Annotated in this window: 15 protein-coding genes; 11 read left to right on the top strand and 4 right to left on the bottom strand. The window is 70.9% G+C overall.

Annotated elements, in window-relative coordinates; all coding sequences use genetic code 11:
* Window positions 1–216 precede the first annotated feature (216 nt).
* From ACO0M4_RS25525 to ACO0M4_RS25510, 4 genes are all read left to right on the top strand, one after another.
* Window positions 217–1,179, top strand: a complete 963-nt coding sequence (locus tag ACO0M4_RS25525) for a metal ABC transporter substrate-binding protein (protein ID WP_430373239.1) — start codon at window positions 217–219, stop codon at window positions 1,177–1,179.
* 97 nt (window positions 1,180–1,276) lie between these two features.
* Complete coding sequence (locus ACO0M4_RS25520) at window positions 1,277–2,101, top strand: metal ABC transporter ATP-binding protein (protein ID WP_430373238.1); 825 nt, start codon at window positions 1,277–1,279, stop codon at window positions 2,099–2,101.
* A gap of 12 nt (window positions 2,102–2,113) precedes the next feature.
* The gene (locus tag ACO0M4_RS25515; protein ID WP_430373237.1) at window positions 2,114–3,007 is read left to right on the top strand and encodes a metal ABC transporter permease; all 894 of its coding nucleotides are present in this window, start codon (window positions 2,114–2,116) and stop codon (window positions 3,005–3,007) included.
* A 163-nt stretch (window positions 3,008–3,170) separates the two neighbouring features.
* Window positions 3,171–3,608, top strand: coding sequence for a Fur family transcriptional regulator (locus ACO0M4_RS25510; RefSeq protein WP_430373236.1), 438 nt, complete (start codon window positions 3,171–3,173; stop codon window positions 3,606–3,608).
* Between the two features lie 40 nt (window positions 3,609–3,648).
* Here ACO0M4_RS25510 and ACO0M4_RS25505 read toward each other — a convergent pair whose 3' ends face one another.
* Complete coding sequence (locus tag ACO0M4_RS25505; RefSeq protein ID WP_430373235.1) at window positions 3,649–5,085, bottom strand: purine-cytosine permease family protein; 1,437 nt, start codon at window positions 5,083–5,085, stop codon at window positions 3,649–3,651.
* Window positions 5,086–5,186: 101 nt separating this feature from the next.
* On the opposite strand from ACO0M4_RS25505, the gene ACO0M4_RS25500 reads away from it, so the two are divergent.
* On the top strand, window positions 5,187–5,846 hold the full coding sequence (locus ACO0M4_RS25500; RefSeq protein WP_430373234.1) for a TetR/AcrR family transcriptional regulator: 660 nt from the start codon (window positions 5,187–5,189) through the stop codon (window positions 5,844–5,846).
* A gap of 55 nt (window positions 5,847–5,901) precedes the next feature.
* A complete protein-coding gene (locus ACO0M4_RS25495) occupies window positions 5,902–7,524 on the top strand; it encodes an amidohydrolase (RefSeq protein ID WP_430373233.1) in 1,623 nt (540 codons plus the stop codon).
* A gap of 111 nt (window positions 7,525–7,635) precedes the next feature.
* On the opposite strand, the gene ACO0M4_RS25490 is transcribed toward ACO0M4_RS25495, so the two are convergent.
* The 3 genes from ACO0M4_RS25490 to ACO0M4_RS25480 all read right to left on the bottom strand — a co-directional run bounded on the left by ACO0M4_RS25490 (window position 7,636) and on the right by ACO0M4_RS25480 (window position 9,570).
* Window positions 7,636–8,454, bottom strand: coding sequence for an isoprenyl transferase (locus tag ACO0M4_RS25490; RefSeq protein ID WP_430373232.1), 819 nt, complete (start codon window positions 8,452–8,454; stop codon window positions 7,636–7,638).
* Window positions 8,455–8,540: 86 nt separating this feature from the next.
* Window positions 8,541–9,287, bottom strand: coding sequence for a DNA repair protein RecO (gene recO, locus ACO0M4_RS25485; RefSeq protein WP_430373231.1), 747 nt, complete (start codon window positions 9,285–9,287; stop codon window positions 8,541–8,543).
* Between the two features lie 52 nt (window positions 9,288–9,339).
* Complete coding sequence (locus tag ACO0M4_RS25480) at window positions 9,340–9,570, bottom strand: hypothetical protein (RefSeq protein WP_430373230.1); 231 nt, start codon at window positions 9,568–9,570, stop codon at window positions 9,340–9,342.
* A gap of 313 nt (window positions 9,571–9,883) precedes the next feature.
* Here ACO0M4_RS25480 and ACO0M4_RS25475 point away from each other — a divergent pair, with 313 nt between their 5' ends.
* From ACO0M4_RS25475 to ACO0M4_RS25455, 5 genes are all read left to right on the top strand, one after another.
* On the top strand, window positions 9,884–10,717 hold the full coding sequence (locus ACO0M4_RS25475; RefSeq protein WP_430373229.1) for a helix-turn-helix domain-containing protein: 834 nt from the start codon (window positions 9,884–9,886) through the stop codon (window positions 10,715–10,717).
* The gene (locus tag ACO0M4_RS25470) at window positions 10,699–10,911 is read left to right on the top strand and encodes a DUF397 domain-containing protein (protein WP_430373228.1); all 213 of its coding nucleotides are present in this window, start codon (window positions 10,699–10,701) and stop codon (window positions 10,909–10,911) included. The genes ACO0M4_RS25475 and ACO0M4_RS25470 overlap by 19 nt, the downstream gene beginning before the upstream one ends.
* Before the next feature lie 243 nt (window positions 10,912–11,154).
* Window positions 11,155–12,699 (top strand): ATP-binding protein, encoded by a 1,545-nt coding sequence (locus ACO0M4_RS25465; RefSeq protein ID WP_430373227.1) that lies wholly within the window; start codon window positions 11,155–11,157, stop codon window positions 12,697–12,699.
* The gene (locus ACO0M4_RS25460; RefSeq protein ID WP_100606456.1) at window positions 12,696–13,124 is read left to right on the top strand and encodes a roadblock/LC7 domain-containing protein; all 429 of its coding nucleotides are present in this window, start codon (window positions 12,696–12,698) and stop codon (window positions 13,122–13,124) included. The genes ACO0M4_RS25465 and ACO0M4_RS25460 overlap by 4 nt, the downstream gene beginning before the upstream one ends.
* Complete coding sequence (locus ACO0M4_RS25455; RefSeq protein WP_390027289.1) at window positions 13,121–13,483, top strand: DUF742 domain-containing protein; 363 nt, start codon at window positions 13,121–13,123, stop codon at window positions 13,481–13,483. The genes ACO0M4_RS25460 and ACO0M4_RS25455 overlap by 4 nt, the downstream gene beginning before the upstream one ends.
* Window positions 13,484–13,487 lie beyond the last annotated feature (4 nt).

The raw sequence follows: 13,487 nt of genomic DNA, 5'->3' as shown, positions 1-13,487 counted from the left end.
TCTTCAGTACGACGTCGGACAGTGGATAGGAGGGGGCGCGAGGCGCCTCGATGAGGGTGCTGATCAGGAGACGACTGGGCGAGTAGTTCAGGGTAGCGGCGGGCGTACCCCCCGGACCAAATCGATTCCGGATCGGTTCCGGCCGGTTGTCTTCGCCCTGTGACCTGGCGCGCACTTTGTTGACAATCATTTCCATGTTTGTTGAAAATGACTGTCATGAACGTACGCCCGCACATATCCACCGCAGCCGTCGCCGGAGCCGCGGTCCTCGGCCTGCTGGCCCTGTCCGCCTGCTCCACCACCGCCTCCGGGCGCACCGACGACGGCAAGCTGAAGGTGGCGGCGTCGTTCTATCCGCTGCAGTTCCTCGCCGAGCAGATCGGCGGGTCGCACGTCGAGGTGTCCAACCTCACCAAGCCGGGCGTCGAGCCGCACGATCTGACGCTCACCGCCAAACAGACCGCGCAGCTCAGCGAGTCCGGCGCGATCGTCTACCTCAAGGGCCTCCAGCCCGCCGTGGACGACTCGGTCGCCCAGTCCGGGGTGAAGTACCTCGCCGACGCGGCGAAGATGACCAGCCTGGAGACGCACGGCCCCGAGGTCGACGGGCACCACCACACCACCGGCGACAACCACTCGCACTCCGAGGCCGAGCCCGGCCAGGACCCGCACATCTGGCTGGATCCGGTCAAGTTCGCCCAGGTCGCCAAGGGTGTCAACACGACATTCGCGCAGGCCGACCCGAAGCACAAGGTCGACTACCAGAAGAACACCGACGTCCTGGTGAAGAAGCTGGACGCGCTGAACAAGGCGTTCGCGGACGGGCTGAAGAACCGGGCTTCGGACACCTTCATCACCACCCACGCGGCCTTCGGCTACCTCGCCGAGCGCTACGGCCTGACCGAGGAGGCGATCAGCGGCCTGGACCCGGAGTCCGAGCCCAGCGCCAACCGCATCCAGCAGCTGCACACCCTCGCGGAGCAGCACCACGTCTCCACGGTGTTCTTCGAGACGCTGGCCAACCCGGCCACCGCCAAGACCCTCGCCGGTGACCTGCACCTGAAGACCGACGTGCTGGACCCGCTGGAGGGCATCACCGGCAAGTCCCGTGGCACGGACTACTTCTCGGTGCAGCGTGCCAACCTCGCCGCGCTGCAGAAGGCGCTCGGCACCAAGTGACCGGCCCCGCACCCCGCCCGCGTCGTCGCGTGCCCACCCCGCACCCGGCGCCGTACACCCCGCACACCAGGACGCACCGCACGACGGAGGTCAGCAGATGAAGGACACCGGCCAGCCCGTCATAGCCCCGGAGGCCGTGGACCAGCCCGCCCGGGACCGGTCGGCCGTCATCGAGCTGCGCGGGGCGACCGCGTCGCTGGGCGCCCGGCCGGTACTGCGCGGGGTCGATCTGACCGTGCGGTCCGGCGAGGTCGTCGCGCTGCTCGGCGCCAACGGCTCGGGCAAGTCCACCGCCGTCCGCTCGGTGATCGGCCAGGTGCCGCTGACCGGCGGTGAACTGGCGCTCTTCGGGACGCCGTTCCGCCGTTTCAAGGACTGGGCACGGATCGGGTACGTGCCGCAGCGCACCACGGCGGCCGGCGGGGTGCCGGCCACCGTCCGCGAGGTGGTCACGGCGGGCCGGCTGGCCCGGACGAAGCTGGGCCTGCTCCGCAAGGCGGACCGGACCGCGGTGCACCACGCGTTGGAGCTGGTCGGGATGGCCGACCGGGTCAAGGACTCCGTCAATGCCCTGTCGGGCGGGCAGCACCAACGGGTGCTGATCGCCCGCGCGCTGGCCGGTGAACCCGATCTGCTGATCATGGACGAGCCGATGGCCGGCGTGGACCTGGCAAGCCAGGAGGTGCTGGCCTCGGCGCTCCGCGAACAGGTCGGCCGCGGCGCCACGGTCCTGCTGGTGCTCCACGAACTGGGCCCGCTGGAGCCGCTGATCGACCGTGCGGTGGTGCTGCGGGACGGCTGTGTCGTCCACGACGGTCCGCCGCCCGAGGCGGTGGGGCAGCATGCGCTGCCCGGCCACGACCACGTCCACCCGCACGCCGACGCCGCCGCGGAGCCGCTCCGCACCGGCCTGCTGAGCTAGGGGCCCACCACCATGGACATGCTCACTTACGCCTTCATGCAGCGGGCGCTGATCGCCGCCCTGATCGTCGGGATCACCGCACCCGCCATCGGCATCTACCTCGTCCAGCGCCGCCAGGCCCTGATGGGCGACGGCATCGGCCACGTCGCCCTGACCGGTGTCGGTCTGGGCTTCCTGCTCAACACCAGCCCGGTCTGGGTCGCCACCGCGGTCGCGGTGGTCGGTTCGGTGGTGATGGAGCTGATCCGCTGGTACGGGAAGACCCGCGGCGATCTGGCGCTGGCGATGCTGTTCTACGGCGGCATGGCGGGCGGTGTGATGTTGATGAACCTCTCGGACGCGGGCTCCAGCGCCAATCTGGGGACGTATCTGTTCGGTTCGATCACCACGGTCTCGCCGCAGGACATGACGACGATCTACGTGCTGGCCGCGCTGGTGCTGGCGATCACGGTGGGGCTGCGCCGGCAGCTGTTCGCGGTCTGCCAGGACGAGGAGTTCGCCCGGGTCACCGGTCTGCCGGTGCGGCTGCTGAACCTGCTGATCGCGGTGACCGCCGCGGTCACCGTCACGGTCGCCATGCGGGTGGTCGGCCTGCTGCTGGTCAGTGCGCTGATGGTGATCCCGGTCGCGGCCGCGCAGCAGATCAGCCGCAGTTTCGCGGTGACCTTCGTGACCGCGGTGGCGATCGGCGTGGCGGTGACCCTCACCGGCACCACCGCCTCGTACTACGTCGACGTGCCGTCCGGCGCGACCATCGTGCTGTTCGCCATCGCGCTGTTCGTGGTCTTCACGGCGCTGGCCACCCCGTTGGCCAGAAAGCGCGCCGGGGCGGCCCCGGCGGCCGAGAAGGGGTGCACCCTGGAGGTACCGGGCAGCCGCACCGCGGAGGACGACGTACGGGTGTAACGGCGTTACAGGCGGACGACGGGGTGCCGGGCGGTGTGACACTCTCCGGCCGAGGGAGAGATGAAGGAGTAGGTGTAAGCGCCAAACAGGGCTTCCGGTCATCACCTGGCACAATGGCCAAACGCATGCGCGGGAGAAGTCCTGACGTCCTAGGGAGGCAACGGTGGCGACGAGCGCGGGATCTCCGGTCCGCGGCCGGTCGACGCGGCAGCGCACCGCGGTTTCGGCCGCACTCGACGAGGTCAACGAGTTCCGCAGCGCACAGGAGCTCCACGACATGCTCAAGCACCGGGGTGACTCGGTCGGGTTGACCACCGTCTACCGGACGCTGCAGTCCCTCGCCGACGCCGGCGAGGTCGATGTACTGCGCACCAGCGACGGCGAGTCCGTCTACCGCCGGTGCAGCACCGACGACCATCACCACCACCTGGTGTGCCGCGGCTGCGGCACGGCCGTCGAGGTCGAGGGTCCGGCGGTGGAGAAGTGGGCCGACCAGATCGCCGCCGAGCACGGTTTCCGCGATGTGGCGCACACCGTCGAGATCTTCGGGACCTGCGGCGAGTGCGCGACGAAGGCGGAGGCGGGAAGGCAGGGCGGCTGACGCCACCGGCCGGCACTGGCCCGGCGCACCCACGGTCGGTTCACCGACCGACGGTGCGCCGGGCCAGCAGCATGTAGAGGGCGGACGCGGCCACGAGGCCGGCCGGCAGGGCGAGGTCGATGCCGCCCACGGCCGCCGCGATCGGGCCGGTGTAGAGCGTGTCGACGCAGAGCGCGGAGACGGTGACGCCGCCGGCGAGGGCCGCGGCGCCGGCCCAGTTGACGCCCCCCGTGTACCAGAACGGCCCGCCGCGGCTCTCGTCGGTGAGCGCGGGGCCGTCGTAGCGGTTGCGGCGCAGCACGATGTCGGTGGCGTAGACGGCCGCGGTGGGACCGAGCAGTACGACGGTCAGCTGGAGCACGTTGCTGACGGTGTCGAGGAAGTTGGAGACCAGCAGCGCGTAGAGGGTCAGGCCGACGGCGACGGCCCCGTCGGCGAGGATGCTGACGGACCGGCGGATGCGCAGGCCCACGGCCTGGAGGGCGAGGCCCGCGCTGTAGGCGGTCAGGGCGTTGATCGCGATGGTGCCGAGGACCAGGGCGAGCAGGAAGAGCGGGGTGAACCAGCCGGGCAGGATCTGCTGGAGCGCGGTCTGCGGGTCGGTCATGTCGACGGTGGTGGCGGCGAACGCGCCCAGGGAGCAGACCAGCACGCCGGGCAGGAAGCCGCCGAGGGCGGTCCAGCCCACCACCGCCAGCGGTGAGGTGGTGCGCGGCAGGTAGCGGGAGAAGTCGGCGCTGGTGGTGTACGACAGCGGGCCGGAGGCGATGAGGGTGACCCCGCCGAGGCCGGTGGCCCACAGGGCGCTGCCGGTCGGCGGGTGGGCCGGTGCGTAGCCGAAGTCGGCGTGCCGGAGCACCGCGTAGGCGACGACCGCGAAGGCGGCGGCGAGGACCAGCGTGATCGGGGTGTAGAGCCTCACGATCAGCGCGTGCCCGTAGACGCTGATGGTCAGGGTGACCGCGGCGATGGCCACCACCACGGCGATCTTGACGCCGGTGGTGGCGTGGATGCCGGTCTCCTCAACGAGGGAGAAGGCGGCGGTCGCGGCCGAGGCGAGGTTCAGCGCCACGTAGCAGACCGAGATCATCCAGCCGGTGACGGCGTTGTTCACGCGGTTTCCGCGGACGCCGTAGAGGGCGCGGGTGATCACTTCGCTGGGGGCGCCGGCGGCCGGCCCCGGGACCGCGAGCACGCCGGTGAGCACCCAGAACAGGTTGCCGACGACGATCACCGCGAGCGCCTGCCAGAGGGTCAGACCCATGAGGACCAGGGCGCCGCCGACCACCAGGCTGAGGTAGTTGACGTTGGCGGCGGCCCAGACGGAGAACAGTCCGCGGGGGTGGCCGTGGCGGTCCGCGTCGGGGATGTGGTCGATGCCGTGGACCTCGATCCGGCCGGCGCGGTCCGGGGCCGGTGTGGCCGCCTGGGACGTGTCGTGGGTGCCGGTGCCTGGTTCGGGGATCGTGGACGCCATGGGCCCTCCGGGGAGCTGGTCGTGAGCGACCTGGGCCATAACGACCTGGTGCGTTGACGGCCTTGTTGCTTATTGGTCGCACACTCAATAGCATCCGGGATATGTCGTCAAGGGTTCAGCGCAAGCGCATCCGGAAAGACCCGGCCGCCCGGCGGGCCGAAATCGTCGACGCCGCGGCCACCGTCGCCCTGGCCGAGGGGCTGGAGTGCATCACCCTGCGGCGGATCGGCGAGGACCTCGACGTCCGCCCCGGACTGATCAGCCACTACTTCCCCTCCGCCGAGGAACTGGTGGCGGAGGCGTTCGGCACCGCCGCCAGCAACGAACTCGACGGCCTCCTGCCGACCGCGCCCCCCGGCGCGGGCCCGACGGAACGGCTGGCGCGGTTCTTCGCGCACACCACCGGGGAGGCGTACGACGCCATCAGCCGACTGTGGATCAACGCCCGCCACCTCAGCCGCTACCGACCCCTGCTCCGCGACCGGGTCGCCGAACAGGAGGCCGCCTGGCGCGGCCGACTCGCCGCACTGCTCCACGAGGGCGTCACCAGTGGGGAGTTCCGCACCGCGGACCCGGACGTGACGACCATCCAGATCCTGGTGGTGCTCGACGGCCTCGGCGCGCACGCCAACACCGACACCAGCAACCGCCCGGCAGCGGTGACCCACATGGCGATCACCACGGCGGAACGCGAACTCGGCTTGGCCGAGGGCACGTTGAGCCCCCCGACCGATGACGCGACCGACGCGACCGAGGCGTAGCCGCCGCCCACACCCCGCCGCCTTCCCCCGTCTTCCCGCCTCCTCAGGAGCCGCCGTGCCCGCCCCCCTCGTCCTGCTCTCCGCCCGCCTGCTCGACCCGGTGACCGGCACGTTCCTGGCGGAGACCGCCCTGGCGGCGGCCGACGGGAAGATCACCGCCCTCGGCGACGACCGCGAGATCCGCGCGCTCGCCGACGCCGCGACGACGGTGCTCGACCTCAAGGGGGCCGTGGTGACCCCCGGCCTGACCGACGGGCACCTGCACCCGGTCTCCGGCGCCGAACTCACCCACGGACTGGACCTGTCGGGCTGCACCGACCTCGACGGGGTCCGCGCCGCGCTGGCCCGCGAGGTCGCCGCCCTCGCCCCCGGCGCCTGGCTGCACGGCTGGGGACTGGACCCCAACGTCTTCGGCGACCGGCCGGTCGAGACCGCCGCGTTCGCCCCCGTCCTCGACGGCGTCCCCGCACTGCTCCAGCTCTTCGACGCGCACTCCATGCTCGCCAGCCCCCGCGCCCTGGAACTCGCCGGCGTCGACGGCCCGCGGACCTTCGACCAGGCCGCCGAGGTCGTCTGCGACGCCGCCGGCCGGCCCACCGGACTCCTGCTGGAGGACGCCGCCTGCGAACTGGTCGAGCGGGCCGCCCCGCAGCCCACCCGCGAGGAGCGCCGCGCCCGGCTCGCCGCCGCACTGCGCGCCATGGCCGCCGCCGGCCTGACCGGCGGCCACGCCATGGACGCGAACGGCGACAGCCTCGCCTTCTACGAGGAGTTGGACGCGGCCGGCGACCTGCCGCTGCGGCTGCGGGTCGCACCCTGGTGCCAGCCCGGCACCGACGCCGACGGGGTCCGCTCCCTCATCGCCCAGCAGGGCACCGGCGGCCGGCTGTGGCGGACCGCGGGCGTCAAGCTCTTCATGGACGGCACCATCGACAACGGCACCGCCTGGCTGGAACGCCCGGACTGCCACGGCGAGTCCACCCACGCCTTCTGGCCCGACCCGGCCGTCTACACCCGCGTCATCGGGCAACTGCACGCCGCCGGGGTGCCCACCGCCACCCACGCCATCGGCGACGCCGCCGTCCGGCACGTCCTCGACGCCGTCGAGCAGGCCCGGCGCGCCGGCCGCAACGGGGTCCGGCACCGGATCGAACACATCGAGACGGTGCCCGACGACACCCTGCGCCGGTTCGCCGAGCTCGGCGTGCTGGCGTCCATGCAACCCACCCACTGCTGCGACTTCACCCGCGCCGACCACACGGACAACTGGTCCCGCCGGCTCGGCGAGGAGCGCGCGGCCCGCGCCTGGCGCTGCCGCGACCTGACCGACGCCGGCGCCACCGTCGTCCTGGGCTCGGACTGGCCGATCGCCCCCTACCCGCCGCTGGGCGTGATGGCCGGCGCCCGCCACCGCCGCCCCGCCCGCGACCTCGACCAGCCCCCGCACGGCCCCGAGCAGGCGCTCACCCCGCTTCAGGCCCTCCGGGGCATGACCGTGCACACCGCGCACGCCGCCGGCGAGGAGGACCGGGCCGGCCGGCTCGCCCCCGGCTACCGCGCCGACCTCACCGTCCTCGCCGACGACCCCCTCACCACCGCCGCCACCGACCTGCCGGACCTCCCGGTCCTGCTCACCGTCCTCGACGGCCGCCCCACCCACCGCGACCCGAGCGTGTGAGTCGGCCGGAGCCCGCGCGCCAGGCCGTACGGGTCCCCCGACACGACGGGCCGCCTCCCCGCGGAGAGGCGGCCCGTCCGCCGTTCACCGGCCCGTCCTACGGGCCCGCGCTCAGGTCGCCTTCTCGCCCTCTTGCAGCGGCGCCGCGCCGAACCGACGGTCCCGCTTGGCGTACTCCAGGCACGCTTCCCAGAGATTGCGGCGGTCGAAATCCGGCCAAAGGATGTCCTGGAACACCATCTCGGCGTAGGCGCTCTGCCAGATCAGGTAATTCGAGGTGCGCTGCTCACCGGACGGCCGGACGAACAGGTCCACATCAGGCATGTCCGGGTAGTACATGTACTTCGCGACGGTCTTCTCGTTGACCTTCGACGGGTCCAGCTTCCCGGCCCGGACGTCCGCCGCGATGGCCGCCGCGGCATCCGCGATCTCCGCCCGGCCGCCGTAATTCACGCAGAAGTACAGCGTCATCGCGTCGTTTTTCTTGGTCTGCTCCTGAGCGATCTGGAGTTCCTGGACCACGGACTTCCACATTTTCGGCATCCGGCCGACCCACCGGATACGGATGCCCAGCGCGTCCATTTCGTCCCGGCGCCGCCGGATGACGTCCCGGTTGAAATTCATCAGGAAACGGACCTCGTCCGGCGACCGCTTCCAGTTCTCGGTGGAGAAGGCATAGAGCGAGAGGTTCTTCACGCCCATTTCGATGCAGCCCTTGAGGACGTCCAGCACCACGCCCTCACCGACCTTGTGGCCCTCCGTGCGCGGCAACCCGCGCTCCTTCGCCCACCGCCCGTTGCCGTCCATCACGATCGCGACGTGGTTCGGGACGAGCTCGCCGGGGATCCTCGGCGGACGCGCACCTGAGGGGTGCGGCTCGGGCGTCTGGTATTCACGTCGATTGCGCCCCAGAATCCCGCGTACTGCCATGCGCCCCACGTCTCCTATGCCATATCGATGGACGGTGTATTCGGTGGCCGGGCCCCGGGTGGCCGGACCGGGCCGAGCCGCAGTCGCTATTTCTCCACGTAGCGGAGGGACCGCAGGCCGCGCTCCAGATGCCAGTGCAGATACGCCGCGACGAGGCCGCTGCCCTCCCGGACGTGCCGCGCCTCACAGGCGTCCGCGGTCTCCCAGTCGCCGGTCAGCAGCGCACCCAGGAGCCCGATCGCCTCTGAGGAGGGTACGACGCTTCCGGGCACCCGGCAGTCACCGCACACCACACCGCCCGACGCCACCGAGAAGAACCGGTTCGGACCGGGCATTCCGCACCGCGCACAGGCGTCGAAACTCGGCGCATAACCATTCACCGCCAGCGACCGCAGCAGGAACGCGTCCAGCACCAGGTGCGGGGCGTGCTCCCCATTGGCCAGCGTCCGCAACCCGCCGACCAGCAGCAGGTACTGCTGGACGGCCGGCTCGCCCTCGTGCTCGGTGAACCGCTCGGCGGTCTCCAGCATGGCCGTCCCGGCCGTGTAGCGGGCGTAGTCGGTGACGATCGCGCCACCGTACGCGGCGATCGTCTCGCTCTGCGTGCACAGCGGCAGCCCGCGCCCGATCAGCTCCCCGCCGCGGGCGAAGAACTGCACGTCCACATGCGAGAACGGTTCCAGCCGGGCCCCGAACTTCGACTTCGTGCGCCGCACGCCCCGCGCCACGGCCCGTACCCGGCCGTTACCGCGGGTCAGCAGCGTGATGATCCGGTCCGCCTCACCCAGCTTCTGGGTGCGCAGCACGATGCCGTCGTCGCGGAACAGAGTCATGCGGCCATTCTCGCGCACCCACCGAACGAGCCGACCCGCACCCCGTCCGGCCTCAGGCCCGCTCGCCGCGGCTGCGGGCATTGGCATACGCGGTCTCCGCCTGGAGCCGCTCACCGGCGGTGGCGCACCGGGTCGCCTCGGGGGCGCACACCCACTCCCGCCCGCCCCCGACCGGCCGCAGCCGGAGGTGCGGCCCCTCCCGGCCCACCACCTGCCCGACCCACCCGTTCCGCACATCGACCACATACGCCCCGAACGCCGGGACCACCACCACCGCCCTCACCGCTCCCCCAGTACCTTTGCCAGCCGCCGGGCGGTGTCCATATTGCAGCGCCCCAATTCCACGAGCGGGCGCATGGTGCGATGCGCGTACGAAACCGGGTCGAGTCCGAGCGACGGCAAAATGATGCCAGCTCGGGCCAAAGCATCGCGCTATTCCGTGATCACGCTTTCCACTTCGGTCAGTTCTTTCCGCATTGCCCATCACCTTTCACGAGGAACTTTTTCACCGTTCGCAGCGAAAGCGTGACGCTCCGGAGCTAGCCTGGGCAACAGGACCGGCTCTGCAACTGCCGGGCAGGGAAAGGAAGTAGACCATGGCCAATGCCTCACGCCAAGTGCTCTGGGAGTATTGGGGAACGGAACTCAAGCGACACCGGGAGAACGCCGCCTTAACCCAGGAGATGCTGGGAAACCAGGTGTTCATCTCCGGCGGCTATATCGGCCAGTTCGAGCAGGCGATCCGCCGCCCGCAACTGGATGTCGCGATCCGCATCGATCAGGCCCTACAAACCGACGGTTTTTTCGAGCGGACATGGCGCAAGCTCATCGACGACCAGCGGTACGCGGATTACTTCGCGAAGGTGGTGGAACTGGAGCCGCTGGCGACCAAGATCTGCGAGTTCGCGCCGTCAGTGATCCCTGGGCTCTTGCAGACGCCCGAGTACGCCCGGGCCGTCTACATCGCGACCAACCCCTTCGTCACCGACGAGTACGTGGAGGAGAAGGTCACAGCCCGCATAGAGCGGGCCGACATCCTCAAGGGCGCTACACGGCCCGTGTATTGGGCCGTGGTGCACGAGAACACGCTGCGCTGCCTAGTAGGCGGGCCAGCTGTCATGGCCGGGCAGCTCGGCCATATCGCGCAGCTCGCTCGGGAGCGCAAGATCCTGGTCCAGGTCCTTCCGTGCGCAGCGGGGGCGTACGCCGCCATGACCGGAGATCTGAGGCTCATGGAATTCGATGACGCCCCGCCAACCGCCTATACAGAGGCGTCGTTTTCGGGGACGCTGCTCGACGATCCGGCGGTGGTGAAGCGTGCCCAGCGCGCCTACGATCTCATCAGGGCCGCCGCGCTGTCGCCGGAGGCGTCCCTGGCCCTGATCGAATCGGCGGCGGAGGACTTCCGACGATGCGCACGTACGACCTGAGCACGGCCGAGTGGTACAAGAGCAGCTACAGCAACGGCGACGGCGGAAACTGCGTCGAGGTCTCGAACGACCTCTCTGACCTCGTCCCCGTCCGAGACAGCAAGGCCCCCCACGGGCCGGCCCTCGTGTTCCCGGCCGACGGGTGGTCCATGTTCGTGGATGCCGTCAAGGGCGGCCGGTTCCCGGCGGCCTGACCGCGGCTCATCCACGCCTCACTCACACCATCTCCACACGGCCTCGCCATCCCCCCGGATAGCGGGGCCGCATCACGTTACCCACCGGTCATCATCGGCCGAATGCGACCTTCCACACTTCTCCGTCCCTGCACGTCAAGGACCCTTACGGCGTGTCAGACGACAGGTAGCATCCGGTGATGTTCGGCGGCACGGCAGCCGTAGCGGCCGAGACATCCCCGTCCGTCCCAAACGAGGATCTCGATGACATCCATACCGCAGGCGCTGTTGTGGTGCCTCAGCGCAGGTACGGTCGCCGCCGTATTGCTGGCGACGCTCCTGGTCCGCGTACGCAAGGAGCGTGCCGGTCTCAGAGCCCGCCTGACCGCCGCCGAGGAACACAACAGCGCCACGCTCCACGGCAACACGGAGCTGTCGGCCAGACTGCGGGCCACGGAGGCCGAGATCCGGCACCTGGCCGAGGCCCGGCTGCCCGACCTGACCCTGGCGCTGGCCCACCCGCACGTGCCGGTGCGCGGCCTGCTGGACCAACGGTTCGACGGGTCGGACACCGACGAGGCGCTGGACGCCGTACTGGAGCAGGTCAGTGCGGCGATCACCAAGGAGCGCACCCGGGTCGACGCGGCGGCGCAGTCCACGCTGCGCGGTGCCACCACCACCATCCAGGCGCTGCTGTACCAGGTGCAGACCTCGTTGCAGACGATGCAGCACACCTACGACGACCCGCAGATCGCGCAGGACCTGCTCGACGCGGACTTCCTCAACGAACAGGCGCTGCGGCGCGTGCAGGCCACCGGCGTGGTCTGCGGTGCCTGGCCGGGACTGACCCGCGAGGACTCGTACCTCGCCGAGCTGGTGATCGGCGCCACGTCGCGGCTGCGCGGCTACGAGCGGGTGCAGGTCAGCAACCAGCTGCGGGACCCGGTCGCGGTGGTCGCGCGGGCCGTCGAGCCGATCGCCATCACCGTCACCGAACTGCTGGCGAACGCGCTGCACCACTCGCATCGGGAACTGCCGGTCACCGTCACGCTCCAGCAAGGCAACCGCGGCGCGTCGGTGATCATCGACGACTACGGCGTCGGCATGCACGACGACGAACTCAAGCACGCGATGGAGCTGCTGGCCGGCAACGACGGCCTGCTGCTGACGCAGTTGGGCGACCCGCCGCGATCCGGTTTCGCGGCGGCCGGCCAGCTGGTGCGGCAGTACGGCTTCGGGGTGCACGTGGAGCCGTCGCCGTACGGCGGCGTGCGGGCCGTGGTGTACATCCCGGGCGACCCGCTGCTGACCGTCCTCGACGAGGGCGCGCGGCCGATCTCGGTGATGGCGCCGATGCCGCACCGCGCCCCCGGTGCGCCGCGGGAGCGGGCGGCGGTGCCGTCCGTGCTGCCGACCGGGGCCAACGCGCCGGCCACCCCCGCGGGTGCCGTGCCGACCCGGCAGCCCGCACCGGCCGAGCCCCTCGCGGCACCTGCACCGGCGCCCGCACCCGCGCCCGCAGCACCTTCGGCACCGTCGGCACCGTCGGCACCGTCGGCACCGGCAGCACCATCGGAGTTCGCCGCGCCGGAGCCACACCAGCCGCCGGCCGAGGGTGAGCTGCCGCGCCGCCGCCGTCGCCGGCCGACGTCCGAGCAGCCGCCCGAGTCGCACAACGACACGCTCAACCTGCGCTCCCCGGAGGAGACCGGTTCCCGCTGGGCGGCGCTCCAGCGCGGCACCGAATCCGGGCGGGCCGCAGCCCAATACGAACCCCCGCGCAGTCCCGAAGGGAACGCCCAGTCATGAACAGCCCGACCCGTCGCCGTGTCACCGAGGACAAGTCCTGGGTGCTGGCTCCCCTGTTGGAGCTGCCGCATGTCGTCCACGCCGCCGTCATCTCCGGCGACGGCTTCATCGAGGGGGCCTCGCCGGGCCTGTCGCGGGAGGCCGCGGAGGGCGTCGCGGCGATGATGTCGGCGCTCCAGGGCGCGGGGCGCGCGGTGACCGCGGCGTTTACCGAGCAGGACGACGCCCGGCTGCGACAGACCGTCATCGAGTCCGAAGAAGGTTTCGTTTTCGCGATCCCGGCCGGTGAGAACACCTGCCTGGCCGTCTTCGCCGATCCGGAGGTGAATATGGGCGTCGTCGCGCACCACATGCAGATCCAGGTGACGACCCTGGGCAAGAAGGTCATGAACAGCCCGGCTCGGGGCATCGGTAGCCAGGCATGACGCCGCGCCAGAGCAGCGGACGGCGTCTCGTACCGGCCTATCTGGCGACCGGCGGACGCGCCCGACCGAGCCGCAACACGTTGGACCGGCTGACCGTGCTGATCGGCGTGGACATGCCGATCACCAGTGAGGTACGCCCCGAAGAGCACCGGATCCTGGAGCTGCTCCAGCCCGGCGCGCTGACTCTGGCCGAGGTGGCCGCCCACCTTCACCTGCCCGTGAGCGTGGTGAAGGTGCTGGTGGCCGACCTCGTCGATGCCGGGCGCCTGCACGCCCGAGCCCCCATACCCGAAGCCGAGCAATTCGACCGGCAGATCCTGGAGAGGGTTCTCGATGGACTCCGCTCTCTCAAGTCCTAGCCCC

It is taken from the genome of Streptomyces sp. RGM 3693, assembly GCF_050471125.1.
GTDB lineage: Bacteria > Actinomycetota > Actinomycetes > Streptomycetales > Streptomycetaceae > Streptomyces.
Note: the sequence above shows the minus strand (reverse complement) of the source record. Positions and strands in the feature narration are given on the sequence as shown.

Coding starts and splice junctions, on each gene's coding strand:
- ACO0M4_RS25525 (WP_430373239.1), top strand. CDS start 217: ATGAACGTACGCCCGCACATATCCACCGCAGCCGTCGCCGGAGCCGCG.
- ACO0M4_RS25520 (WP_430373238.1), top strand. CDS start 1,277: ATGAAGGACACCGGCCAGCCCGTCATAGCCCCGGAGGCCGTGGACCAG.
- ACO0M4_RS25515 (WP_430373237.1), top strand. CDS start 2,114: ATGGACATGCTCACTTACGCCTTCATGCAGCGGGCGCTGATCGCCGCC.
- ACO0M4_RS25505 (WP_430373235.1), bottom strand. CDS start 5,085: ATGGCGTCCACGATCCCCGAACCAGGCACCGGCACCCACGACACGTCC.
- ACO0M4_RS25500 (WP_430373234.1), top strand. CDS start 5,187: ATGTCGTCAAGGGTTCAGCGCAAGCGCATCCGGAAAGACCCGGCCGCC.
- ACO0M4_RS25490 (WP_430373232.1), bottom strand. CDS start 8,454: ATGGCAGTACGCGGGATTCTGGGGCGCAATCGACGTGAATACCAGACG.
- recO (WP_430373231.1), bottom strand. CDS start 9,287: ATGACTCTGTTCCGCGACGACGGCATCGTGCTGCGCACCCAGAAGCTG.
- ACO0M4_RS25475 (WP_430373229.1), top strand. CDS start 9,884: ATGGCCAATGCCTCACGCCAAGTGCTCTGGGAGTATTGGGGAACGGAA.
- ACO0M4_RS25470 (WP_430373228.1), top strand. CDS start 10,699: ATGCGCACGTACGACCTGAGCACGGCCGAGTGGTACAAGAGCAGCTAC.
- ACO0M4_RS25465 (WP_430373227.1), top strand. CDS start 11,155: ATGACATCCATACCGCAGGCGCTGTTGTGGTGCCTCAGCGCAGGTACG.
- ACO0M4_RS25460 (WP_100606456.1), top strand. CDS start 12,696: ATGAACAGCCCGACCCGTCGCCGTGTCACCGAGGACAAGTCCTGGGTG.
- ACO0M4_RS25455 (WP_390027289.1), top strand. CDS start 13,121: ATGACGCCGCGCCAGAGCAGCGGACGGCGTCTCGTACCGGCCTATCTG.